The sequence below is a fragment of the Novosphingobium sp. UBA1939 genome, assembly GCF_002336885.1.
GTDB lineage: Bacteria > Pseudomonadota > Alphaproteobacteria > Sphingomonadales > Sphingomonadaceae > Novosphingobium.
Map to the genome: position 1 here is coordinate 1 of NZ_DDFB01000091.1, position 21,988 is coordinate 21,988.

The 21,988-nt window shown below is 66.8% G+C and carries 24 protein-coding genes and 2 riboswitches; of the genes, 15 read left to right on the forward strand and 9 right to left on the reverse strand.

What is annotated here, in order from left to right:
- The 9 genes from B3547_RS11885 to gcvPB form a co-directional block, all read left to right on the forward strand.
- Positions 1-636 (forward strand): NAD(P)(+) transhydrogenase (Re/Si-specific) subunit beta (locus tag B3547_RS11885; RefSeq protein WP_292963361.1); only part of this gene is annotated, 636 nt, incomplete at its 5' end.
- Positions 637-649: 13 nt separating this feature from the next.
- Positions 650-976 (forward strand): hypothetical protein, encoded by a 327-nt coding sequence (locus B3547_RS11890; RefSeq protein ID WP_124807436.1) that lies wholly within the window; start codon positions 650-652, stop codon positions 974-976.
- A gap of 129 nt (positions 977-1,105) precedes the next feature.
- Complete coding sequence (locus B3547_RS11895; RefSeq protein ID WP_124807435.1) at positions 1,106-1,798, forward strand: aspartate/glutamate racemase family protein; 693 nt, start codon at positions 1,106-1,108, stop codon at positions 1,796-1,798.
- A 9-nt stretch (positions 1,799-1,807) separates the two neighbouring features.
- On the forward strand, positions 1,808-2,980 hold the full coding sequence (locus B3547_RS11900; protein ID WP_292963365.1) for a deoxyguanosinetriphosphate triphosphohydrolase: 1,173 nt from the start codon (positions 1,808-1,810) through the stop codon (positions 2,978-2,980).
- On the forward strand, positions 2,973-3,647 hold the full coding sequence (locus B3547_RS11905; protein ID WP_125955440.1) for an NAD(P)H-binding protein: 675 nt from the start codon (positions 2,973-2,975) through the stop codon (positions 3,645-3,647). The genes B3547_RS11900 and B3547_RS11905 overlap by 8 nt, the downstream gene beginning before the upstream one ends.
- A 103-nt stretch (positions 3,648-3,750) precedes the next feature.
- Positions 3,751-3,853, forward strand: a riboswitch (glycine riboswitch).
- Positions 3,854-3,970, forward strand: a riboswitch (glycine riboswitch).
- Positions 3,971-4,002: 32 nt separating this feature from the next.
- On the forward strand, positions 4,003-5,160 hold the full coding sequence (gcvT, locus tag B3547_RS11910; RefSeq protein WP_292963368.1) for a glycine cleavage system aminomethyltransferase GcvT: 1,158 nt from the start codon (positions 4,003-4,005) through the stop codon (positions 5,158-5,160).
- Complete coding sequence (gene gcvH / locus B3547_RS11915) at positions 5,160-5,531, forward strand: glycine cleavage system protein GcvH (protein WP_292963371.1); 372 nt, start codon at positions 5,160-5,162, stop codon at positions 5,529-5,531. Before gcvT ends, gcvH begins: the two co-directional genes overlap by 1 nt.
- Before the next feature lie 4 nt (positions 5,532-5,535).
- Positions 5,536-6,894: an aminomethyl-transferring glycine dehydrogenase subunit GcvPA gene (gene gcvPA / locus B3547_RS11920; RefSeq protein WP_292963373.1), complete on the forward strand. Its 1,359-nt coding sequence runs from the start codon at positions 5,536-5,538 to the stop codon at positions 6,892-6,894.
- The gene (gene gcvPB / locus B3547_RS11925; RefSeq protein WP_292963375.1) at positions 6,891-8,444 is read left to right on the forward strand and encodes an aminomethyl-transferring glycine dehydrogenase subunit GcvPB; all 1,554 of its coding nucleotides are present in this window, start codon (positions 6,891-6,893) and stop codon (positions 8,442-8,444) included. The genes gcvPA and gcvPB overlap by 4 nt, the downstream gene beginning before the upstream one ends.
- A gap of 52 nt (positions 8,445-8,496) precedes the next feature.
- Here gcvPB and B3547_RS11930 read toward each other — a convergent pair whose 3' ends face one another.
- Both B3547_RS11930 and B3547_RS11935 read right to left on the reverse strand, forming a co-directional pair.
- Positions 8,497-8,631 carry an entericidin A/B family lipoprotein gene (locus B3547_RS11930; RefSeq protein ID WP_124807428.1) on the reverse strand — a complete coding sequence of 45 codons (135 nt, stop codon included), beginning with the start codon at positions 8,629-8,631 and terminating at the stop codon, positions 8,497-8,499.
- A gap of 94 nt (positions 8,632-8,725) precedes the next feature.
- The gene (locus B3547_RS11935; protein ID WP_233497704.1) at positions 8,726-9,616 is read right to left on the reverse strand and encodes a DMT family transporter; all 891 of its coding nucleotides are present in this window, start codon (positions 9,614-9,616) and stop codon (positions 8,726-8,728) included.
- Between the two features lie 68 nt (positions 9,617-9,684).
- On the opposite strand from B3547_RS11935, the gene B3547_RS11940 reads away from it, so the two are divergent.
- On the forward strand, positions 9,685-9,891 hold the full coding sequence (locus B3547_RS11940; RefSeq protein WP_124807426.1) for a hypothetical protein: 207 nt from the start codon (positions 9,685-9,687) through the stop codon (positions 9,889-9,891).
- A 15-nt stretch (positions 9,892-9,906) separates the two neighbouring features.
- Here the strand turns inward: B3547_RS11940 and B3547_RS11945 are convergent, their stop codons facing one another.
- Positions 9,907-11,439, reverse strand: a complete 1,533-nt coding sequence (locus B3547_RS11945; protein WP_190287042.1) for a CpaF family protein — start codon at positions 11,437-11,439, stop codon at positions 9,907-9,909.
- A 228-nt stretch (positions 11,440-11,667) separates the two neighbouring features.
- Here B3547_RS11945 and B3547_RS11950 point away from each other — a divergent pair, with 228 nt between their 5' ends.
- Both B3547_RS11950 and B3547_RS11955 read left to right on the forward strand, forming a co-directional pair.
- On the forward strand, positions 11,668-12,675 hold the full coding sequence (locus B3547_RS11950; protein WP_292963383.1) for a glycosyltransferase family 2 protein: 1,008 nt from the start codon (positions 11,668-11,670) through the stop codon (positions 12,673-12,675).
- On the forward strand, positions 12,648-13,376 hold the full coding sequence (locus tag B3547_RS11955) for a class I SAM-dependent methyltransferase (protein ID WP_292963385.1): 729 nt from the start codon (positions 12,648-12,650) through the stop codon (positions 13,374-13,376). The genes B3547_RS11950 and B3547_RS11955 overlap by 28 nt, the downstream gene beginning before the upstream one ends.
- A 1-nt stretch (position 13,377) precedes the next feature.
- Here the strand turns inward: B3547_RS11955 and B3547_RS11960 are convergent, their stop codons facing one another.
- Positions 13,378-14,820, reverse strand: coding sequence for a hypothetical protein (locus tag B3547_RS11960; RefSeq protein WP_292963387.1), 1,443 nt, complete (start codon positions 14,818-14,820; stop codon positions 13,378-13,380).
- A 174-nt stretch (positions 14,821-14,994) separates the two neighbouring features.
- On the opposite strand from B3547_RS11960, the gene B3547_RS11965 reads away from it, so the two are divergent.
- The 3 genes from B3547_RS11965 (at position 14,995) to B3547_RS11975 (ending at position 16,655) form a co-directional block, all read left to right on the forward strand.
- Positions 14,995-15,393 carry a GtrA family protein gene (locus tag B3547_RS11965; protein WP_158453982.1) on the forward strand — a complete coding sequence of 133 codons (399 nt, stop codon included), beginning with the start codon at positions 14,995-14,997 and terminating at the stop codon, positions 15,391-15,393.
- 78 nt (positions 15,394-15,471) lie between these two features.
- Positions 15,472-16,380 carry a DMT family transporter gene (locus tag B3547_RS11970; RefSeq protein ID WP_223806403.1) on the forward strand — a complete coding sequence of 303 codons (909 nt, stop codon included), beginning with the start codon at positions 15,472-15,474 and terminating at the stop codon, positions 16,378-16,380.
- Positions 16,377-16,655, forward strand: a complete 279-nt coding sequence (locus B3547_RS11975) for an HNH endonuclease (RefSeq protein WP_124807420.1) — start codon at positions 16,377-16,379, stop codon at positions 16,653-16,655. The genes B3547_RS11970 and B3547_RS11975 overlap by 4 nt, the downstream gene beginning before the upstream one ends.
- Here B3547_RS11975 and B3547_RS11980 read toward each other — a convergent pair.
- Genes B3547_RS11980 through B3547_RS12000 form a run of 5 tightly spaced genes read right to left on the reverse strand, consistent with a single transcriptional unit; the run spans position 16,652 to position 21,972 of the window.
- A complete protein-coding gene (locus tag B3547_RS11980) occupies positions 16,652-17,494 on the reverse strand; it encodes an HAD-IIA family hydrolase (RefSeq protein WP_292963394.1) in 843 nt (280 codons plus the stop codon). The genes B3547_RS11975 and B3547_RS11980 overlap by 4 nt on opposite strands.
- A complete protein-coding gene (locus B3547_RS11985) occupies positions 17,491-18,963 on the reverse strand; it encodes a biotin carboxyl carrier protein (RefSeq protein ID WP_125955450.1) in 1,473 nt (490 codons plus the stop codon). Before B3547_RS11985 ends, B3547_RS11980 begins: the two co-directional genes overlap by 4 nt.
- Positions 18,960-20,306, reverse strand: coding sequence for an acetyl-CoA carboxylase biotin carboxylase subunit (locus B3547_RS11990; protein WP_292963400.1), 1,347 nt, complete (start codon positions 20,304-20,306; stop codon positions 18,960-18,962). The genes B3547_RS11985 and B3547_RS11990 overlap by 4 nt, the downstream gene beginning before the upstream one ends.
- Entirely contained in the window at positions 20,303-20,758 is a 456-nt protein-coding gene (locus B3547_RS11995; protein ID WP_292963405.1) for an acetyl-CoA carboxylase biotin carboxyl carrier protein, read from the reverse strand. The genes B3547_RS11990 and B3547_RS11995 overlap by 4 nt, the downstream gene beginning before the upstream one ends.
- A complete protein-coding gene (locus B3547_RS12000) occupies positions 20,755-21,972 on the reverse strand; it encodes a Tm-1-like ATP-binding domain-containing protein (protein WP_292963407.1) in 1,218 nt (405 codons plus the stop codon). Before B3547_RS12000 ends, B3547_RS11995 begins: the two co-directional genes overlap by 4 nt.
- Between the last annotated feature and the right edge of the window lie 16 nt (positions 21,973-21,988).

Consider the following 21,988-nt stretch of genomic DNA (forward strand, 5'->3'; position numbering starts at 1 on the left):
ATCATGTGCAAGGCGATGAACCGCGGCTTCCTGTCGGTGATCGCCGGCGGCTTCGGCGCGGATGCGGGAGCCGGCGGCGCGGGCGGCGCAGCCAAGGAACAGCGCCCGTGGAAGCGCGGATCGGCCGAGGACGCGGCCTACATCATGAAGGAAGCCGAAAGCGTCATCATCATCCCGGGCTATGGCATGGCGGTGGCGCAGGCCCAGCACGTGCTGCGCGAGATGGGCGACCAGCTGAAGGCGGCCGGCGTCAACGTGAAGTACGCGATCCATCCGGTGGCGGGGCGTATGCCCGGCCATATGAACGTGCTGCTGGCCGAAGCCAACGTGCCCTATGACGAGGTGTTCGAACTGGAGGACATCCAGGGCGAGTTCGCGCAGGCCGACGTAGCCTTCATCATCGGCGCCAACGACGTGGTGAACCCGGCCGCCAAGACCGACAAGTCCAGCCCGATCTATGGCATGCCGGTGTTCGACGTGGAGAAGGCCAAGACGATCTTCTTCATCAAGCGTTCGATGGGCGGCGTGGGTTATGCCGGCGTGGACAACGACGTGTTCTACATGGACCAGACCATGATGCTCCTCGCCGACGCCAAGAAGATGGTCGAGGATATCGTCAAGGCGCTGGCCCACTGATGGAGGCACGTTGATGCGCCGGATCGGGATGTTCGCCGCGCTGACCGGCGCGCTGGCACTGGCTGCCTGCGCGCCGTCCAAGCTGGCCTATGGTCAGGTCAAGAGCGCGATGATGGATGCGGGGCTGTCCGAAGCCAATTCGGCCTGCATGGCGACGCGGATGACCGACCGGCTTTCGCTTGGCCAGTTGCAGAAGCTGAAGCAGCTCAAGGGCGATAAGCGTTCGCTGTTCGATTATGTTTCGGCGGTGCGCCGGGTGGGCGATGCGCAGGCGATCGAGGTGACGGCGAGTTCGGCGGCGCTGTGCGCGGTGGGGCTTGCGCCGGAGAAGCGCCGGTAAGGCGTTCCCTCGCGGGGGCGGGCCGAGGCACAATCCGCCGGATTCCGTGTCTCTCCCGCTGGACGGGGCGCACGCCCTTTCGTAAGGCCGGGGCGACGAGGGTGGTCGCATTCCCCGGGAGATCTGACTTTGCGTAAACTCGGCCTTATCGGCGGCATGAGCTGGGTTTCTACCCGCACCTATTACGAGCACATCAACCGTCTGGTGCAGGCGAGGACGAGCAAGCTGGCTAGCGCGCCGCTGCTGATCGAAAGCCTGGATTTCACCGATCTTGTCCGCCTGTCCACGCCCGAGCAGTGGAATCACGCGGCAGACGTGCTGACGGCCAGCGCGCAGCGGCTGGAGCAGGCCGGCGCCACCGCGATCCTGATCGGCGCCAATTCGATGCACAAGGTTTACGACAAGGTGGCGGGCGCGGTGCAGGTGCCAGTGATCCACATCGCCGACGTGGTGGGCCAAAAGATGCAGGCCAATGGCGTCAAGACGGCGGCGCTGATCGGATCGCGCAACGTGATGATCGAAAGCTTCTATCGCAAGCGGCTGATCGAACATGGCGTAACGCTGCTGCCCCCGGTGATGGACAGCGTGGAGGAAGTGGACCGCATCATCTACGAGGAACTGATGCAGGGCCGCGCCACGCGATCGGCGGAGCGTACGTTCAAGACCATGATCACCAACATGGAGCGCGATGGCGCGCAGGCTATCGTGCTGGGCTGCACCGAACTGGACATGGTGATCGATGTCGATGCCAACGTGCTGCCGATCTATGACGGCACCGCGATCCACGCCGAAGCGGCGGTCGACTGGATCCTGGGCGGGTAGCCGATTGCCGTGACCGCCACGCGCGCGCCCTATGCCAGCGATCCGGCGCGGTCGCGCGGACGGGAATACCCGCTTGAACCGTCGACGACGCGCGGCCCGCGCAGCGAATTCCAGCGCGATCGCGACCGGATCATCCATTCGATCGCGTTCCGCCGGCTGCGCCACAAGACGCAGGTGTTCATCGCGCCCGATGGCGATCATTACCGCGTGCGGCTGACGCACAGCCTGGAAGTGGCGCAGATCGGCCGCGTGATCGCGCGGGCGCTGGGGCTGGACGAGGATCTGACCGAGGCGCTGTGCCTGGCGCACGACATCGGCCACCCGCCGTTCGGCCACGCCGGCGAGGACGCGCTGGAAACCGCGATGGCGGACCACGGCGGGTTCGACCACAACGCCAACACGCTGCGCGTGCTGATGCGAATGGAAAGCCCCTATTGCGGGCACGAGGGGCTGAACCTTTCGTGGGAGCTGCTGGAGGGTCTCGCCAAGCACAACGGCCCCGTCCACGCGCCGACCTGGGCGCTCGCTGAACTCGACGCGGCGTTCCCGCTCGATCTGGGGCAGCGCGCTTCGCTGGAAGCGCAGGTGGCGGCGGTGGCGGACGACATCGCCTATGACAACCACGACATCGACGACGGCCTGCGTGCCGGCTTTCTGACGATCGACGAGCTGCTGGAACTGCCCTCCATCGCCGACCAGTGGCGCGCGATCGAACGGCGCTTTCCGGGTGGGCAGCGTGATCGCCTGCAGCGCGAGCTGGTGCGCGGGCAGATCGGCCGCATGGTCAACGACGTGATCGCGGAAACGCGCCGGCGCCTGATCGGAAGCGGCGCCGAAACGGCGGAGGACGTGCGCGCCGCGCCGCTGGCGCTGGCCGGTTTCTCGGCCGGGATGGCGGACGAGGAGCGCGCGCTCAAGCGCTTCATGTACGACCGGCTCTATTACCACCCCGAACAGATCGCCACGGCGGAACGCGCGTGTTCGGTGATCGCCGCGCTGTTCACGGCCTATGCCGAGGACCCTGCGCGGATGCCGGAAAGCTGGCAGCGGCAGATGCCGCAAGGCGAGCCAGGCCGCAGCCGGCATGTCGCCGATTTCATTGCGGGGATGACCGACCGCTATGCGATAGACAGCTTCACACGTCTGTTCGGCAGCGCTCCCGAGGGCCTGAGCAATGTCTAACGAAACGCGCATCGCGCTGCTGGGCGCCACGGGCATGGTCGGGCGGCAGGTGATGGAAAAGGCGGTGGGCCGGCGCGGCCAGCGGCTGATCGCCATCGCCCGGCGCGAAGTGCCGTTGCCACCGGGCGCGCGCATGGAAATGCTGCTGTCCGATCCGGATTACTGGCCCGATGCCATCGCCGCCGCGCGCGCGGACGTGGCGGTGATCGCGCTCGGCACCACGATCCGCGCCGTAGGCGGGGACAGGGACGCGTTTCGCGCGGTCGATCACGATCTGGTGCTGACCTGCGCCCGCGCCGCGCGCGAGGCCGGGGTGCGCCAGCTGATCGCGGTATCCTCGGTCGGCGCGCAACTGGCGTCGAAGAACTTCTATCTCTCCGTGAAAGGTGAGGTGGAGGACACGCTGTCGCGGCTTCGTTTCGGCCGACTCGACATCCTGCGCCCCGGGCTGCTGCGTGGGCGGCGCGAAGGGCCGTTGCGCATGGGGGAACGCGTGGCGATGATCGCCAGCCCGGCGGCGGACCTGTGTCTGCACGGTTCGCTGCGCAAGTACCGCTCCATCCGCGCTTCCGTGGTGGCGGAGGCAATCCTTGGCCTTGCCGGGATCAAGCCCGACGGGCGCTTCGTGCACGAACACGACGCGATCCTGCGCGCCACACGGCGTTAGCATCGGGCGCCGGAACCGTTAGCCTGCCTTGCGGATAAGTTCAGCCGCAAAGGGCGGCTGCGCGGATTGACTTGGCCTTGCTGCGGCGCGAAATGGACAGGTCGCTGATCGCGCGGGAGAGTTCCCGCGATTCGCCAGTCGGATCGCGGGACGCCGAAGGAGCAACCGCCCCGGAATCTCTCAGGCTTCAGGACCGCGTTGGTCGATAGCGACGCTCTGGAAAGTGTCCTTGCCGCAAGGAAAGGGCCGCCGAAGGGGTAACCTTGCCAGCCCGTGCGGGCGGCGGGGGAAAGCTCTCAGGTTTCCGTGACAGAGGGGGCACCGATGGGTGCCAGACTGTACGGAGACCGATTTTGTGAGCGACACATACAAAATTTCACCGGATGAAATCAGCGAGCCCGACGCCGGGCCGCTGACCTTGCCGCTCGATGGCTGGCACCGCGCGCGTGGCGGCCGCATGGTCGCGTTCGCCGGATACTGGATGCCGGTGCAGTACGAAGGCATCATCGCCGAGCACCTGTGGACGCGCGCGCACGCCGGGTTCTTCGACGTTTCGCACATGGGCCAGCTCTATATCGCGGGCGAAGGCGTCGAAGCCGCGATCGAGGCGGTGCTGCCGATCGACCTGTCCACCCTGCCGCTGGGCGGGGTGCGCTATTCGCTGCTGCTCGATGCCAATGGCGGCATTCTGGATGACCTGATGGTCACGCGCTGGGGCACGGGCTTCTATCTGGTGGTCAACGGCGCGACCAAGCACGACGACATCGCCCATCTGCGCGCAAACCTGCCCGAAGCCGTCTCGCTCACGCACCTGGCGGACAGCGCGCTGTTCGCGCTGCAAGGGCCGGAAGCCTTCGCCGCGCTCGCTCCGCTGGTGGGTGGCGAACACGCGCTTTCCGCGCTCAGCTTCATGCGCGGCGCCAGCTTCACGCTGGGCGGCGTGGACGCGTGGATCAGCCGCTCGGGCTATACCGGCGAGGACGGGTTCGAGATCGCCGTGCCGGCCGAAAGCGCCGCCGCGATCGCCGACCTGATCTGCGCGCAACCGCAAGTGAAGCCGATCGGCCTGGGCGCGCGCGATTCGCTGCGGCTCGAAGCCGGCCTGCCGCTCTACGGGCACGACATGACGCCGGACGTGGACCCGGTGAGCGCGGACCTGTTGTTCGGCATCAACAAGCGCCGGCGCGGTGACGGGGGCTTTCCCGGCGCGGACCGCATCCTGCCGCTGATCGATACCGGCAGCGTCACGCGCCGGGTTGGCCTGGTGCTCGAAGGCCGGATGGCCGCGCGCGAGGGCGCGAAAGTGCTGTGGTGCGAGGCCGAGGTCGGCAGCGTCACCTCCGGCGGCTTTTCGCCCAGCCTGGAGAAGCCCATCGCCATGGCCACCGTCGCCGCCGAACTGGCGCGGCCGGGCACCCAGCTCATCATCGACGTGCGCGGCCGCAAGATCGCGGCCACCGTCACGCCCATGCCCTTCGTTCCCCACCGCTATCACCGCAAAGGAGCCGCCTGATGCCCCGCTATTTCACCCAGGACCACGAGTGGATCGACGTTGACGGCAGCGATGCCACCGTTGGCATCACCGACTACGCGCAGAGCCAGCTTGGAGACATCACCTTCGTGGAACTGCCGGCGGCGGGTTCGGCGGTGACCAAGGGCGACAGCGCCTCGGTGGTGGATTCGGTCAAGGCCGCCTCGGACGTCTATGCACCCGTTTCGGGTACGGTGAGCGAGGCCAATGCCGCGCTGGAAGACGAGCCGGAACTGGTCAACACCGCTGCCGAAAGCGATGGCTGGCTGTGGCGCATGACGCTGTCCGACGCCGCCGAACTGGAAGGCCTGATGGACGAAGCCGCCTACAAGACCTACGTCGAGGGGCTTTGACCGGATGCGCTATCTTCCCCTGAGCGAGAATGATCGCAGCGCCATGCTGTCGGTCATCGGCGCGGGATCGATCGACGACCTGTTCGTCGACGTGCCCGCCGAAGCGCGGCAGGCGGGGCCGATCCCCGGCCTGCCGCTCCACGCCAGCGAAATGGCGGTGGAACGCCACATGGCGCGGCTCTCCGCCGAAAGCCTGACGGCGGGCGAAGCACCGTTCTTCCTGGGCGCGGGCGCCTATCGCCACCATGTGCCGGCCAGCGTCGACCACCTGATCCAGCGCGGCGAGTTCCTGACCGCCTACACGCCCTATCAGCCGGAAATCGCGCAGGGGACCTTGCAGGTGCTGTTCGAGTTCCAGACCCAGGTCGCACGCCTGTTCGGGACCGACATCGCCAATGCCTCGCTCTACGACGGGTCGACCGCGTGCTGGGAAGCAATCACCATGGCGGGCCGCATCACGCGGCGGAAGAAGGCCGTGCTTTCGAGCGGCCTCCACCCGCACTACGTCGAGACCGCGCGCACCATGGCGCGCTTTACCGGCGATGCGCTGGTGACCTCTGCGCCGGTGCTGGCCGCAGCGGCGGATGACGACGCCGTGATCGCCGCGATCGACGCGGACACGGCCTGCGTCGTCGTGCAGTATCCCGACGTGCTTGGCCGCATTCCCGATCTCGCGCGGATCGCGGCCGCCGCGCAGGCGCAGGGCGCCCTGCTGGTGGCGGTGGTGACCGAACCGGTCGCGCTGGGCCTGCTTGAAAGCCCCGGTGCCCTGGGCGCGGACATAGTCGTGGGGGAAGGGCAGTCGCTCGGCGTCGGCCTCCAGTTCGGTGGGCCGTACCTTGGCCTGTTCGGCTGCCGCGAGAAGTTCGTGCGCCAGATGCCCGGCCGCCTTTGCGGCGAAACCGTGGACGCCGAAGGTCGGCGTGGCTTCGTGCTGACGCTGTCGACGCGCGAACAGCACATCCGGCGCGAGAAGGCGACGAGCAACATCTGCACCAATTCCGGCCTCTGCGCGCTGGCGTTCTCGATCCATCTCAGCCTGCTGGGCGGCACCGGGCTGGAGCGCATGGCACACCTTAGCCATGCGCGCGCGCGCGCCACTGCGGATCGCCTGGCGCACGTGCCGGGCGTGGAAATCGTCAACACCGCGTTCTTCAACGAATTCGCGGTGACCCTGCCGCGCGATGCCCGGCAGGTGGTGCGCGATCTGGCGGAGCGGAAGGTGCTGGGCGGCGTGTCGCTGGGCCGGCTCTATCCGGGCGAAGCGGCGCTCGCCAATGGTCTGCTGGTGGCGGCCAGCGAATGCACGACGGCGGAAGACATCGACGCGCTGGGTACGGCGCTTGAGGAGGTGCTGGCATGAACGACCTCAATCCCGCGGGCTGGCGCCCGGCCATGTCCGCCGATCAGGGCGATAGCGCGGCGGTGACGACTTTCACCGGCAACCGCGCGCTGCATCTGGAGGAACCGCTGCTGTTCGAGATCGGCGCGGCCGACCGGTGCGGTGTCGATTTCGATGAAGCGCCGGACCTGCCCGACACGCTGGGCGCATTCCGGCGCAAGGCGCGGCTCGATCTGCCGGGCCTGTCCGAGCCGGAAGCGGTGCGGCACTATACCCGCCTGTCGCGGCAGAACTACGCGATCGACCTGGGACTCTTCCCGCTGGGAAGCTGCACGATGAAGCACAACCCGCGCCTGGACGAAAAGGTGGCGCGGATGCCGGGCTTTGCCGATGTCCATCCGTTGCAGCCGCAGCAGACGGTGCAGGGCGCGCTGAAGGTGATCAACGAACTGGCGCACTGGCTGATCAAGCTGACCGGCATGCACGGCGTGGCGATGACGCCCAAGGCGGGCGCGCATGGCGAACTGTGCGGGCTGCTGTGCATCCGCGCCGCGCTGGAAGCGCGGGGCGACGCGCGCGAGGTGATCCTGGTGCCCGAAAGCGCGCACGGCACCAATCCTGCCACGGCGGCCTTCGCCGGCTATCGCGTGGAGAACATCCCGGCGACCGAGGACGGCCGCGTGGATGTCGCGGCGCTGACCGCGCGGCTCGGGCCGGACGTGGCGGGGGTGATGATCACCAACCCGAACACTTGTGGCCTGTTCGAGCGCGAGTTGAAGACGATCGCCGATGCGGTCCATGCGGCCGGCGGCTATGTCTATTGCGACGGGGCGAACTTCAACGCCATCGTCGGGCGCGTGCGTCCGGGCGACCTTGGCGTCGATGCCATGCACATCAACCTGCACAAGACGTTCTCCACCCCGCACGGCGGGGGCGGGCCGGGGTCAGGGCCGGTCGTGCTGTCGGAAGCGCTCGCGCCCTATGGGCCATTGCCGTTCACCGCGCGGCAGGCCGATGGTTCGGTGCGGCTGGTGGAGGAAGAGGACGCGCCCGGCATCCATCCCGAAGGCTTCGGTCGGATGTGCGCGTTCCATGGCCAAATGGGCATGTTCACGCGCGCACTGGCCTATATCCTGAGCCACGGCGCGGATGGGCTGCGGCAGGTTTCGGGCGACGCGGTGCTCAACGCCAACTACGTGCTGCGCCGGCTTGAGGACGTGCTGGAAGCGCCGTTCGGCGCAGCCGGCCCCTGCATGCACGAAGCGCTGTTCAGCGATGACGGTTTCGCGGAAGGGTTCTCCACGCTCGATCTCGCCAAGGGGCTGATCGACGAGGGCTTCCATCCGATGACGGTCTATTTCCCGCTGGTGGTCCACGGCGCGATGCTGGTCGAGCCGACCGAGACCGAAAGCAAGGCGGGGCTGGACCAGTTCATCGGGGCGATGAGGTCGCTGGCCGAGCGCGCGCGGGAAGGCGATCCGCTGCTAAAGAGCGCGCCGCACCTGGCTCCACGTCGGCGGCTCGATGAAACGCTGGCCGCGCGCAAGCCGAAGCTGGTGTGGAAGGACTGACGACCTTCCGTGCGCAAAGGCCGCCGGGTGACCGGCGGCCTTTGTTCTGAACTTACTTGTGGATCGCGTCGGAACCGGCCTGGCCGACCGACTCGATGTCGCGGCCGGCGCCTTTCACGGTGTTGCAGGCGGCGGTGCCCAGCACCATTCCACTCAGAACCGTCGCGAGAACGATCTTGCGGATCATCGGAAATCTCCTCTCGTAAATAGCCGAACACCGCATTGGCGGTGATGAACCGCTGGAACGTTCGGAACGGCTAGCGGTTCCGCCGGTGGATCGGTTATGCGGTCAGCGCGTCGCCCGCGCGTTGGCGATGCAGCAGGTGTTCCCGCCAGGCGATGATCAGCCCGGCGGCGATCACGATCGGCGCGCCGATCCAGGTGGAGGCGGGCGGCAGATGGTCGAACACCAGCCAGCCCCACAGCGTGGCCCAGGCGAAGGCGGAATAATCCATCACGATCACGCTCGATACGCTGCCATAACGCAGCGCGGCGGTGAGAAAGATCTGGCCGATCAGGCCGGACAGGCCGATGCCGAACAGGATCAACCAGTCCGCCGCGTCATGGTGGACGCCGGTGCGCAGCAGGAACAGGGCCAGCACCGGCGAGGTGAAAGCGGAGAACCAGAATACCACCGTCAGCGGTTGTTCGGTCCGCCCCAGATCGCGCAACTGGATGGCGATCACCGCGACCATGAACGCCGCGCCCACGCCTACGGCAATGCCGAACAGCGGGAGATGCGATTGGTTCGGCCCCGCGATCACAAGGATGCCCGCCAGCCCCAGTATCACGGCCGACCAGCGCACCCAGCCCACCGGTTCCTTGAGCACCACCGCCGCAAGGATCACCGCGAACATCGGGGCGGTGAAGCCCAGCACGGTGGATTCGGCCAGGGGCAGTAGGATCACCGCGCCCAGGGTCAGGAACATGCCGGAGCCGCCGAAGGCCGCGCGGCGGGCATGAACCCACAACCGCTGCGTCTTGAGGACGGAAAGCTGGCCGCGCGCGGCAAGATAGCCGAGCAGCATCAGGCCGGGAAAGAACTGCCGCCAGAACAGGGTTTCCGGCAGGCTTACGCCGCGGGTGCCCGCCACTTTGACCAGCATCAGCATGACCGAGAGCGAAGCCATGGCGGCCAGGCGCAACCCCAGCGCCAGGATCGGTCGGTTCATGCGGTCCATGCGCTTGCCCATAGGCGCACGGGGCTTGCGATCAAGCGCTTCGTTCCCATCTTCGGCGCATGGACGACGCGGTGACGATGGGTTCGATCGGGGGTGTAGCCATTCTGCTGGCAATGATCGCGTGGTGGGCCGACCGCCGGCGGTTGCGCCGCAGCGACCCCGACGCCGTCGGCTTCATGCCGTGGACGACGATCTATTTCCTGGCGATGATGATCGGCTGCGTCGCGCTCGGCCTGGCCGCGCGCGACTGGTTCCACACCGCCTGAACCGGCGGCAGCCGATCAGAGGCAGGCGTCGAGGTAGGCCTGGTCGAACCCGAACTGGCGCGCCTTTTCCAGCGTGTAGGGGCGCAGACCGGTCGAACGGAATTCGCCGATGATCTTGCCGTCCTCGCTCTCGTCCAGATATTCGAACTTGAACAGTTCCTGCGTCACGATCACGTCGCCTTCCATGCCGATCACTTCGGTCACGTTGGTGGTGCGGCGCGAACCATCGCGCAGGCGCTTCACCTGAACGATCAGATCGACCGATTCCGCGATCTGGCGGCTGATGGCTTCCTTGGGGATCTTGATGTCGCCCATCATGATCATGTTTTCCATACGGCCCAGGCATTCGCGCGGGCTGTTGGCGTGCAGCGTACACATCGAACCATCGTGGCCGGTGTTCATCGCGGCCAGCAGGTCGAAGCATTCGGCGCCACGGATTTCGCCCAGGATGATCCGGTCAGGGCGCATACGCAGCGCGTTCTTGACGAGATCGCCGATGGTGATGGCGCCCTGACCTTCCAGGTTCGGCGGGCGGGTTTCCAGCGGCAGCCAGTGCGGCTGCTGCAGGCGTAGTTCGGCCGCGTCCTCGATCGTCAGCACGCGCTCGCCCGGATCGATCATCTTCGACAGGGCGTTGAGCATGGTCGTTTTGCCCGAACCGGTACCGCCCGAGATCACGATGTTCATGCGGCACGCACCGGCAACCTTCAGCGCGGTGCACATCTTGTCGGACATCGAACCGAAATCGCGCAGCATGTCGAGCGTGATCGGCTTTTCGGAAAACTTACGGATCGAGATGGCAGTGCCGCGCAAGCTGAGCGGCGGCACGATCACGTTGACGCGGCTGCCGTCCTTGAGGCGCGCGTCGGCCAGCGGCGTGGTCTGGTCGACGCGGCGGCCGACCTGGTTGACGATGCGCTGCGCGATCTGGAACAGGTGGCTTTCATCGCGGAACCGGATCGGCGCGATGGTCAGCTTGCCCTTCTTTTCGATGTAGGTCTGTTCCGGGCCGTTGACCATGATGTCGGTCACGTCAGGATCGTTGAGCAGTTCTTCCAGCGGACCGAAGCCCAGCAGTTCGTCGATCAGCACCTTTTCCAGCGCGAACTGTTCGCGCCGGTTGAGCGTGACTTTCAGTTCCGCCAGCACTTCCATGATGATCGGGCGGAATTCCTCGGACAGTTCGTCCTTGGTCAACGTGGCGGCGGCTTCGGGATCGACGCGTTCGAGCAGGCGCGGCAGCACCTGTTCCTTGATCTTGTGGACCGAGGCTTCGAAGCCTTCGGCCTGATACGTGCTTTCGTGGACGCCGTTGACGCGATCGGCAAGGCGCGTCATCGCATCCGCCTTCATCGGGTTCTGCGGCGCGGCGCTTTCGGATTCGGCAGGAAGGGGCGGGAACTGCTGGCCACCGACCGGCGGTTGGCTCGCTGGCGCGGGCTGGCCCGCGGGAGCTTGTTCGCCAGCCCGCATGGGCCGCGCGACACCGAAGGAAGGCCGCATGGAACCGCCGCCGCCAAGTCCGTTCTTTCGCCCAAAAGCGCTCATTAAATAGATCCCGTCTTGCGACCCCTTCCGGAAAATGGAGGAAGAAGGTCACCAGTCCTTATGCAAACGCGGTGAATAATCGGGAAACGTTCAGGAATTCCTAACCGGGCGAGGGGCATGGCCAGTACGCACCCATCGCGGAGATCCGTCAGCGGAAAACGGCGAAAGCGTCCCGCGGCAATTACCTCCGGTTAACCATCCGGCGCTAGAACGTCGGGCGGAGATGCCATGCCACCCCAACTGACGATCATCATTCCGGTCTTCAACGAGCAGGAAAGCCTTGGCGCGTTTCTCGATGCCGTTCGGATGCCGCTGGCGCAGGCGCTCGATGTTATCGGGGCGCACGCTTCGGCGGAATTGCTGTTCGTGGATGATGGCAGCAGCGATCGCACGCCGGATATGCTGGCGATCCTTGCCGGGCTGGACGCGCGCGTCCGCTATCTCCGCTTGTCCCGCAATTTCGGCAAAGAAGCCGCGATCGCGGCCGGCTTGCAGCACGCGCGCGGGGCGGCCGTGGTGCCGATGGACGTCGACTTGCAGGATCCGCCGGAACTGCTGCCAGCCTTGGTACGCGAGTGGGTGGCGGGTGCGAAAGTCGTCAATGCCCGCCGCGTCGACCGCTCCAGCGACAGCCGGTTGAAGCGCTGGACGGCGCATGGGTTTTACCGCGCGGTCAACCTCATGGCTGAAACACCTATCCCCGAGAATGTGGGCGACTATCGCCTGCTCGACCGGGCGGCTGTCGATGTCATCAACCGGCTTGGCGAAAGCGCGCGGTTTAACAAGGGCCTGTTCGCGTGGGTGGGTTTCCGGGTCGCGACGGTGGACTATGTCCGGTCGCAGCGCCATGCCGGTGAAACGAAATGGCGCTGGCGCCGGCTTTGGAGCCTCGCGCTCGACGGGATAACGGCTTCGACCACGGCGCCGTTGCGGATCTGGACATATGTTGGCGGCGTGACCGCCCTTGGCGCATTTGCCTATGCGGCATTTCTGGTGCTGCACACGCTGATAACCGGCATCGACACGCCAGGCTATGCGTCGATCATGATCAGCGTGCTGATGCTGGGCGGCATCCAGCTGCTGAGCATCGGAATCATGGGGGAATATATCGGCCGTATCGCCAAGGAAGTGCGGCAGAGGCCCCTGTATGTCGTTGAACAGGACAGTGCGGCAGAGCCGGATCAAGGCTCCAGCGAAAGGGAAGAAGCGTGGACCAGGCCGCCTATGCGGGCATGAATGCGGTGGAGGAACGGCACTGGTGGTTCGTCGCCCGTCGGCGCATCATCGCTAGCCTGATCGACCGTTTTGCATTGCCGCCGCGCAACGCGAAGGTATTGGAAGCCGGATGCGGAACAGGCGGCAACCTTGCCCTGCTGGCCCGCTATGGCCATCTCGAGGCGTTCGAATTCGATGATGGCGCGCGCGATCTTGCCTCCGCCAAGGGTGTCGCGGACATCGGTTTCGGCGCGCTGCCGGATCGCGTTGAGCTGCCCGATCGCTCCTATGACCTGATCGCCTTGCTGGACGTGCTCGAACACATCGAGGACGACCGTTCGTCGCTGCGACGCCTGGGCGATCTGCTCCGCAGCGAAGGCCGGTTGATCCTGACCGTCCCGGCGATTCCGTCGCTGTGGTCAAGACACGACGAAATCCACCACCATCATCGGCGCTATACGCTGGAAACCTTGCGTACGTGCATTGCCGACGCCGGGCTGAAAGTAGAAAAAATAGGCTACTTCAACTCGCTGTTGTTCCCGCTGGCGTGGCTGCAGCGGCAGGCGCAGCGCGTGCGTGGTCACGATGCGCCGCTGGACGACATGCCGGGCCGGCTTCTCAACGGAGCATTGCAGGCGGTGTTCGCGCTGGAGCGCTTTCTGCTCGGGCGCGTGAGGATGCCCATCGGCCTTTCCCTCTACGCCGTGGTTTCGGCGCGCTGAGCTAAACCCCGACGGGGCGGCGCCATACGCCATCCCAGCACGCATCGGGTTCGACGACCGGCACGATGCTGACGCGCTGGCCAAGCAGGCGCGGGGGAACCTTGCCCAGGGGCGCCAGATAGCTGCCCTTGGGATAGCGCGCGAAACCCTGGTCCCACGCCTTGAAGAAGCTGCAGCGGCCGTGCCCCACCGGCGCAAACCGGAAGGCGCGGCTTATCTCGGAGGCGCCGGTACAGGCCGCAAGCGCCAGCATCGCGGCCAGCCACCAATGCCGCCCGCGCGCGCTCCCGTCGGGCGATGCCGCGAGAATTTCTGCAACCAGCACGGCGAGCACGGTTTGCGAGGGTATCGCGCCACGCATCATCAGGTCGATCGACCAGCCGATCTGCGCTTGCGGTATGATCAGCAGCACCACGCCCGCCAGCGTTGCCGTGTAGCGGCCAAAGCGGGATTGCCGGCTTGCCGCCATCACGGGCACCAGCCAGGGCAGCGCTTCCAGCGCTTCGAACAGGGCGTACCGCGGGAAATCGTAGGCATAGAGCCGTATGCCGACGTTATCGCCCGCCATGCCCAGGTACGCGAGCGCAGGAAGCGACAGGGCGGAGGCGCCGAGGGGCAGTACCAGCGATCGCCACGAAAGCGTTCCCTGCCGCAAGGCCTCCACGCCCGCCAGCGCCGCCCAGGGCAGCGCGCCGATCATCGACAGCGGCGACCACAGCGCGGTCAACGGAACTACGGCAAAGAACACGCCGATGTCCAGCTTGCCGACCCGCCAAAGCAGGAACAGCAGGCCGCAAAGCCAACCCGCCAGGGCATGCTGAGGCACCCAGAACGCCAGCGTGATGAACGAGCTGAATTGAAAGCCGGGAAGCCAGCCTTCAAGATGATCGATGAAGCGCGGGCCGACAATGGCATTGCCGACAATGTCCAGCCCGCCGAAGCACAGCGCGACGATCAGGGCGATCCAGCGGGCCCGGCGGCTGTCGAAAAGCGGCGACGCCAGCGCCAGCAGCCCTCCGAGAAGCAGGGCATTCTGGACCAGAAGCGTCACCCCCCCCGCCGTTTCGCCCCAGGCTTTCCAGGCGAGGGCAGGTAGCAGATACATGCCGATAGGCGCGCGCAGCAGAAACGGCTCGCCCTGGTAGAGATAGGCGAACGGCCATGGATGAATGGCCATGTCGCGCAGCACGGCATCGCGAACCTGCCAGTCGATGTTGGCGTAGAACAGCCGCCCTTCGCCACCGAGAAGAAGCAAAACAAACGCGATCGCCACGCAAAACCCGATCCTGCGGAGCGGGATGGGGCCGATCTGCCGGGCGCCTCTTGTCAGGCCGAAGACAAGCAGGCTGGAAGCCAGCGCCTGCAGGCCAAGCAACAGGGGCGAGGTGAAGCCCAGAAAAGCCGAAAGCAGCACGAGGTCGGCCGCGAGCCAGCCGGCGAACATGCCAAGAAGCCAGTGGCCTGGAAGCGAAGCCAGGCGATCAGCGCGGACGGGCGTTTGCGATAGCGGTGAGGTCATCCGGCGATCATCTGGTTGTTGCTGTCCATAGCCTCCGACATGCCAGCCTAGGCACGCGCAATTTATGCCGTCTTAACCCGATCTGTGCAGATTGGCAGAATGTTCGAACGCCTGCCAAGCTGGTTTCGCTTCCTGATCGTGGGCGGCATCAACACCGCTTTCGGCTATGCGCTGTTCGTAGGCCTGATTTTGCTGGGAGCGTCAAGACTGACCGCTGTGGTCGCTGCAACGGCGCTGGGTGTCGCGTTCAATTTCCACACCATCGGCAAGCATGTCTTTGCCAACCGCGATCTTGCCCTGCTGCCACGGTTCCTGGGTGTTTATACGGTTCAGGTTTGCGTCAACAGTCTCGCACTGACCTTGTTGGGACGGCTGGGATTTCACCCCCTGGTCGCGCAAGCATTGCTCGTTCCTTTTCTTGCCGTTTCTGTCTATCTCGCGCTCCAGCATTTCGTGTTCCGACCGGTGAGAGCGCGCCCTGCGCAGCCCGTTCGCTGAAGCGAACCCGCAAATGCGTTGAAATCGAAAGGCGGATGAACGGCACCGGTGTGCCCCCATCAGCGTAAAGGCGCGTTAGTGGACCATCGATCACGTGAAGCATCCGGCCTCCTGTTCGCGCTCGCCGGGTTCGCGCTGCTTTCGGTCGGGGATGCGGTCGTCAAGTCAATGGCCGGGCTGTGGCCGGGGCTGGCTATCGCGGCGCTGCGCTATGTCGCGGGCGTGATCGGGCTGGGCGTGGTGCTGGCGCTGCGCGAAGGGCGGGCCGGGTTCCGCATGGCGCGGCCCGGCTGGCAAATGCTGCGGGGCGGGGGCGTGGCGATATCGGCCATGGCGTTCTTCACCGCGCTGTTTCTGATGCCGATCGCCACCGCCACCGCGATCACCTTCACCAGCCCGATGATTACCGGGCTGCTTGCCGCGCTGATCCTGCGCGAGCCGATGCGGCGCGCGACGTGGATCGCCAGCGCCTTCGCTTTCGCCGGCGTGCTGATCGTGCTGCGGCCCAATCTTGCCACACTGGGCGCGGTGGCGTTCCTGCCGCTGCTTTCCGCCATCGGCATGGCGCTGCTGATGATCGGCAACCGTGCGGTGGCGGGCCATGCCAGCGCGCTGGCGATGCAGTTCAGCGTGGCGTTCTTCGGCACGCTGATCCTGGTACCCGCCGCGATCATCGGGCATTTCAGCGGCTTGCCGATGTTGCATATCGGCGTGCCGGAATGGAGCGTGGCGGCGCGGTCGGTGCTGATCGCCTGCAGCGCGAGCCTTGCCCACACGCTGGTCTACATGGCGACCACCCGCGCCGGCGCGGCGACGATCGCGCCGATGACCTATGTGCAGTTGCTGATGGCTGGCTTCTTCGGCTGGCTGCTGTTTCGCGAGCGCCCCGATGCCACCGCGCTGTTCGGCGCCGCGGTGATCGTCGCGGCGGGGCTGTACCTGTGGAACGCCGGGCGGGCCGACGCGCCGGCCAGACCGGGCCGGTGAGCGACGCGGCGGCCTGCTGCTGGTTGTGCGAACGGCCGCTGGGACGACGGATCGAATGGCATCACCCGGTACCGAAAAGCCGGGGCGGGCGCGAGACCGTGGCCGTCCATCCGATCTGCCACCGCACGCTGCACGCCCAGTTCGGCAACGGGGAACTCGCGCGCATCGGCCATGATGCCGACACGCTGCGGGCCAATCCGGTGATCGCGAAATTCGTAGCATGGGTTTCGGGCAAGCCGCCCGATTTCCACGCTCCCACGGCAAAACGGCGTTAGAGGATATCCAGCAGCGGCTTCAGGCTATCCAGCAACACGGCGGGCCGGTCGCGCTCGGGCAAGTCGTCGCTTTTCGCCATGATCCCCGTGGCCATGCCGACCGAGAGCGCCCCTACGGCATTGGCCATGCGCATTTCCAGCGCCGGATCATCGCCCACCACCACCATATGCTTCGCCGCGCTTCGCGGCAGGCCCATCAGCAACCGCGCGGTATCGAACGCGACGCGCGAAGGCTTGCCCAGGATGCGCGGGCGCTTGCCGGTCATCGCGGTCAGCATCGCGTTGATCGGATAGCTGGCGCCGATGGCGCGGCCACTGGCCGTCGCAAAGAACGGCACGTTGCTGGCGGTCAGTAGCCTCGCACCCTTCCACAGCGAATCGCAGGCGGCTTCCAGCGCCGCAAAATCGAACTCGCGGAACCAGCCGGTATAGACCGCTTCCACCCCCTCGGCCGCCTCGTCCGGCCCCACCACAGCGAGCCCTGCGTCGTCGAGCGGCGCGCGGCAACCGGCATTGCCCAGCACGCGAACCTTCCCCACGCCGGAGCGCTTCAGCCAGTCCGCCGTGGACGAGGAGGGAGTAAGCATCTGCCTGTCCTCCACCGGAAATCCCGCCTTGCGCAGCGATGCGGCATAGGCGGCGGGCGGCTTGGCCGTGCCGTTGGTGAAGACGACATAGGGCGTGCCCCGCGCCTTCAGCCCTTCCAGAACGGCAATCGCATGGGGCAGGGCCTTGTGCCCGCCACTGGCGGCATCGCCCAGCGCGATCGTGCCGTCCATGTCGAACACGTAGCCGGCGGCATCGCGCAGGCGGGCGGATACGTCCTTCGACACAGTCATGCGGCGGCTCCGGCATGGAGGGCGAGGCGGAAGCCCGGCCGTTCGATCACGATGTCGCGCGCCTGTGGTTGCGCGGCGAGCTTGCGCAGCAGGGCGAGCATCGGCGCGGCCTGGGGCGTATACCCCGGGCGGGAACGCCCCGCCGCCTGCATGGCATCGACCTGTTCGGGCGGCATCACCGCGCGCAGCAGGAACTCCTCGTCGGACAGATGCACGCCGAACTGGCGGCGCAAGTCGGCGAGCGCGGGGAAGGTGGGCTCGTGCTCCAGTTCGCGCGCGCGGGGCCGGTCCATGATCGCCGCCAGGACTTGCGGATCGATGGGGGATGTCGGTTTGCCGAACTTGCCCAGGCAATAGCGCACCACCTGATCGGATACCTGCGCATAACGGCGGTCGCCGATCACGTTGAACAGCGCCTGGCTCATGACCATCTGCGGGAAGGGCGTGACCATGATCGGATAGCCCAGCTCCGCGCGCACCTGCTCGGTTTCCGCGATCACCGCGCCCAGCCGGTCGGACAGGCCCAGTTCGTCGAGCTGGCGCGCGGTGGTGGTCATTACCCCGCCGGCGATCTGGTGGCGCAGGAAGCTGGCATCGAAGTTCTGCGGCTGACCCGGGGGGAGGCCTTCGGCAGCGGCAAGGCGCGTCCAGTATTGCGTCAGCCTGGCGAGCGCGGCCTTGTCGATGGCGACCGCGTGTCCCGCTTCCTCCAGGTTTGCCAGCATCCGGTTGGCTTCGGGCAGCGAAGACCCGTCGCCCCCCGGCCCGATGCCGACGTGGATCGCGGAGACGCCGAGCTTTGCCGCTTCCAGGCTCGAGAGCATCCCCTGTCCGATCGTGGTATGGGCATGGATTTCCAGCGGACGGTTGCCGATCGCGGCCTTCACCGCCGGCACCAGCGTGCGCGCGCGGTCCACCGAGAGCAGGCCGGACGGGTCCTTGATATAGAACAGGTCGATATCGGCGCTCTGGCCCACGGCACGCGCGAAATCGGCGTAGAACGCATCGGTGTGAATGTTCGAGAGCGTGAAGGTCAGCGCGCACATGACCTCCGCTTCACCTTCCTGCTTCACCAGCCGGGCGGCCTCGATCACGGCCGGCACCTCGTGCATCGGATCGAGCAGCACGAAGCGACCGATCCCGTCGCGCTGGAGCTGGCGATAGACCAGCCGCATGAACTCGGGGTCGGCTTGCTGCCAGGCGATGAAGCGCAGGCCGGTGGTGATGAACTGCAAGGGCGTGGTGGGCATCGCCGCGTGCATCCGGCGGATACGCTCCCACGGGTTGTCGCGGAAATAGCGCACGGCCACGGCCATGTGGCTGGACGAGGTGAAATCGATCGCGCGGAAACCGCAGGCTTCGGTCAGCGCGGCAGCGGCAAGCATCTGCGCTGTATCGAGGCCGGTGGCCCCCCACAGGCTCTGGTTGCCATCGCGCATGGTAACGTCGACGAGACGCAGTTCGGTCATTGTCCCAACCCTCCGGAAAGCCCCACAAGAAATCCCGTATCTACGCCGCCCGCCGCAAAGCGGGGATCGGCCAGGATGCGGCGGTGCAGCGATGCGGTGGTGGGCAGCCCGTCGATCGCCAGCGTGGACAAGGCATCGGCCAGACGGTCCACCGCTTCCCCCCGGGTGGCGCCATGAACGATCAGCTTGCCCATCAGCGAATCGTAGAACGGCGGGATTTCCCCTCCGTCGGCGATGTGCGTGTCCACGCGGATGCCCGGTCCCGCTGGCCAGGCCGCCCGCATGGCGCGGCCGGGGGAAGGGCGGAAATCGGCATCCGGGTCCTCGGCGTTGATGCGCACCTCGATGGCGTGGCCTTCGGGGCGCACCATCGCCTGCGTCAGCCCCAGCGGCTTGCCGGCGGCGACGAGCAACTGCTGCTCCACCAGATCGATGCCGGTGATCGCTTCGGTCACCGGATGCTCGACCTGGATACGCGCGTTGAGTTCGAGGAAGTAGAACGAGAAATCGTCGGCATCGACAAGGAATTCGACCGTGCCCGCGCCCCGGTATCGCAGATGACGGGCAAGGCGGACCGCCGCGTCCTCGATCGCCGCGCGCGCGGCTTCGGGCATGGCCGGGGCAGGGGCTTCCTCCACCAGCTTCTGAAACCGCCGCTGGATCGAGCAATCGCGCGTGCCGAGGTGGAGCGCGGTTTGCCCGTCGCCCAGCAGTTGCACTTCGACGTGGCGGCCGCGCGCGACGAAGCGCTCGACATAGACCGCCGGGTTGCCGAATGCCGCTTGCGCCTCGGCGCGGGCCATCGCCAGCGCGCTGTCGAGGTCTTCGGCGCGGTCGACCCGGCGCATGCCCTTGCCGCCACCGCCGGAAACGGCCTTCAGCAGCAGGGGAAAGCCGGTTTCCGCGACACGGGCCTGCACGGCCTCGGCGGTTTCCGCTTCGCCGCCGGGCAGCACGGGCAGGTCGGCTTCCAGCGCCAGCCGGCGCGCGGCGAGCTTGTCGCCCATGCCCTCCAGCGTGGCGATGTCCGGCCCGACGAAGCGCATGCCCGCCTCGGCCACGGCCCGCGCGAACGCGGCGTTCTCCGACAGGAAGCCGTATCCGGGATGGACCGCATCGCACCCCGCATCGCGCGCGGCGGATACCACCCGATCAATCACGAGATAGCTTTGTGACGAAGGCGCCGGCCCGATCACGACCGCCTCGTCGGCAAGGCGGGCGGGCAGCGAAGAAGCGTCCGCTTCGGACACGCCCAGCACCGTGGCGATGCCCATGCGGCGCGCGGTGCGGATCACGCGCAGCGCGATCTCGCCTCGATTGGCGATGAACAGCTTGCGGATCATGCCAGCCGCACGAGCGCCTGGCCCTTGGCGACCATCGTCGCGTTGGGCACGATCACTTCGGCGACGACGCCGCTGCGGCCGGCATGAACCGGGTTCATCAGCTTCATCGTCTCGACAATGCCGACCACGGTTTCGGCATTCACGTTGTCGCCCGGTTGGACGAACGGCGGCGCGCCCGGTTGCGGCGCGTGGTAGAACGTGCCGGGCAGCGGCGCGAGAACGGCGTCCGGGTCGCTTTCGGGGCCGACGGTTTCACCGGTGCTGGCCTCGCCGGCGCCCGTCGCGCCGGCCCATTGCCATTCCTGGGTGAAGCCGGATTGCGCGCCATCGCCGCGCGCCACGCGCAGACGGAAGCGGTTGGTCGCGATATCGACTTCGCGATAGCCGGAGCTTTCGAGGATGGCGACGATCTCGGCGACGTCCTCGGCGGTAAGGGGCAGATCTTCGGTCATTTGGCTTCCAGAAGTTCGCGCGCGGCGGCGATGATGGCGTCGGCAAACGCTTCGTCGTTGAAATGCGCGTCGATGACGGTGACGGGCGCGCTGGCCGGCATCACCTGTTGCAGATATTCGGCGAACGGCGCGGGCACCGTGGTGTCCATCAGGTGCCCGCTGGTGCTGTCGTGGCTGGAGAAGCCGCCCAGCGGGGTGAACACGCGCACTGGTCCCTTCGCCTCGCGCACGTTGGCGGCAAGATGATCCGCCACCTTGCGCAAATCCTCCAGCTTGGTCCGGACGGCGGTGAGTTGCGGATTGTGCTCGTGATAGCGCCGGTCGGGGAACTGCACGCGCGAAACGTCGATCGGGCCGCCGATAATGAAATCGGCGTTGCCCGGCGCGATGATCGTGGGAATGCCCTTGCGCAGGGCGGGGCGGCCGCGATCGGGGCCGGTATCGGCAAGGCCGCCGAACAGGTGGTCAATGATCTCGGTGACCGAAAGGTCGAGCACCAGCGCCACGTCCTTGTCCTGCGCCAGCGCATCGAGCGTGGGGCCGCCCGCGCCCGAGGAATGGAACACCATGACTTCGCAGCCATCGGCTTCCAGCGCCTGGCGGATGCGGCGCGTGCCCGCTTCGGTGGTGCCCAGCGTGGTCATCAGCACCAGCGGGCGCTCCGGCCCCTTGTCGCGGTCATAGCCCTTGGCCATGCCGGCCACGGCGAAAGCGGCGTTGCGGAACACGTCGCGGCTGATCGTGTTGATGCCGGCGATATCGGTCACCGCGTTCATCATCGCGATGTCCTTCACGCCCATGTAAGGCTTGGTGAAGCCCGAGGCCATCGTCGAGACGATCAGCTTGGGCAGGCCATAGGGAAAGCTCTGCATCAGGGCGCCGGCCAGCGCCGACCCCATCGAACCGCCGATGGCGAGAATGCCCGAGATCGGGTCCTTAGCATCCCACGCATGAGCGGCGGTGACCGCGCCGCGTATCATCGCGTCCTGGCAATGCCCTTCGTGGCCCAGCCCGCGCACCGCCTCGATCGTGGTGCCGGCGGCGGCGGCCACATCTTCGGGTGAAATCTCCGCACCGCCCAGGGTGCGCCGTACGCTGGGGTCGAGATGGACCACGCGCACGCCTGCTTCTTCCAGCGCCGCCCGCGCGAAGCGGGCTTCCTCTTCCTTGGTATCCTGCGTGATAATCAGCAGGACGCTTGGCTTGTTGTCCATCTTGCCGTCCATTGTG

Coding starts and splice junctions, on each gene's coding strand:
- gcvPA (WP_292963373.1), top strand. CDS start 5,536: ATGCGCTATCTTCCCCTGAGCGAGAATGATCGCAGCGCCATGCTGTCG.
- B3547_RS11960 (WP_292963387.1), bottom strand. CDS start 14,820: ATGTTCGCCGGCTGGCTCGCGGCCGACCTCGTGCTGCTTTCGGCTTTT.
- gcvPB (WP_292963375.1), top strand. CDS start 6,891: ATGAACGACCTCAATCCCGCGGGCTGGCGCCCGGCCATGTCCGCCGAT.
- B3547_RS11950 (WP_292963383.1), top strand. CDS start 11,668: ATGCCACCCCAACTGACGATCATCATTCCGGTCTTCAACGAGCAGGAA.
- B3547_RS11890 (WP_124807436.1), top strand. CDS start 650: ATGCGCCGGATCGGGATGTTCGCCGCGCTGACCGGCGCGCTGGCACTG.
- B3547_RS11935 (WP_233497704.1), bottom strand. CDS start 9,616: ATGAACCGACCGATCCTGGCGCTGGGGTTGCGCCTGGCCGCCATGGCT.
- gcvH (WP_292963371.1), top strand. CDS start 5,160: ATGCCCCGCTATTTCACCCAGGACCACGAGTGGATCGACGTTGACGGC.
- B3547_RS11990 (WP_292963400.1), bottom strand. CDS start 20,306: ATGATCCGCAAGCTGTTCATCGCCAATCGAGGCGAGATCGCGCTGCGC.
- B3547_RS11965 (WP_158453982.1), top strand. CDS start 14,995: ATGTTCGAACGCCTGCCAAGCTGGTTTCGCTTCCTGATCGTGGGCGGC.
- B3547_RS11995 (WP_292963405.1), bottom strand. CDS start 20,758: ATGACCGAAGATCTGCCCCTTACCGCCGAGGACGTCGCCGAGATCGTC.
- B3547_RS11940 (WP_124807426.1), top strand. CDS start 9,685: ATGGACGACGCGGTGACGATGGGTTCGATCGGGGGTGTAGCCATTCTG.
- B3547_RS12000 (WP_292963407.1), bottom strand. CDS start 21,972: ATGGACAACAAGCCAAGCGTCCTGCTGATTATCACGCAGGATACCAAG.
- B3547_RS11985 (WP_125955450.1), bottom strand. CDS start 18,963: ATGACCGAACTGCGTCTCGTCGACGTTACCATGCGCGATGGCAACCAG.
- B3547_RS11945 (WP_190287042.1), bottom strand. CDS start 11,439: ATGAGCGCTTTTGGGCGAAAGAACGGACTTGGCGGCGGCGGTTCCATG.
- B3547_RS11905 (WP_125955440.1), top strand. CDS start 2,973: ATGTCTAACGAAACGCGCATCGCGCTGCTGGGCGCCACGGGCATGGTC.
- B3547_RS11930 (WP_124807428.1), bottom strand. CDS start 8,631: ATGATCCGCAAGATCGTTCTCGCGACGGTTCTGAGTGGAATGGTGCTG.
- B3547_RS11980 (WP_292963394.1), bottom strand. CDS start 17,494: ATGACTGTGTCGAAGGACGTATCCGCCCGCCTGCGCGATGCCGCCGGC.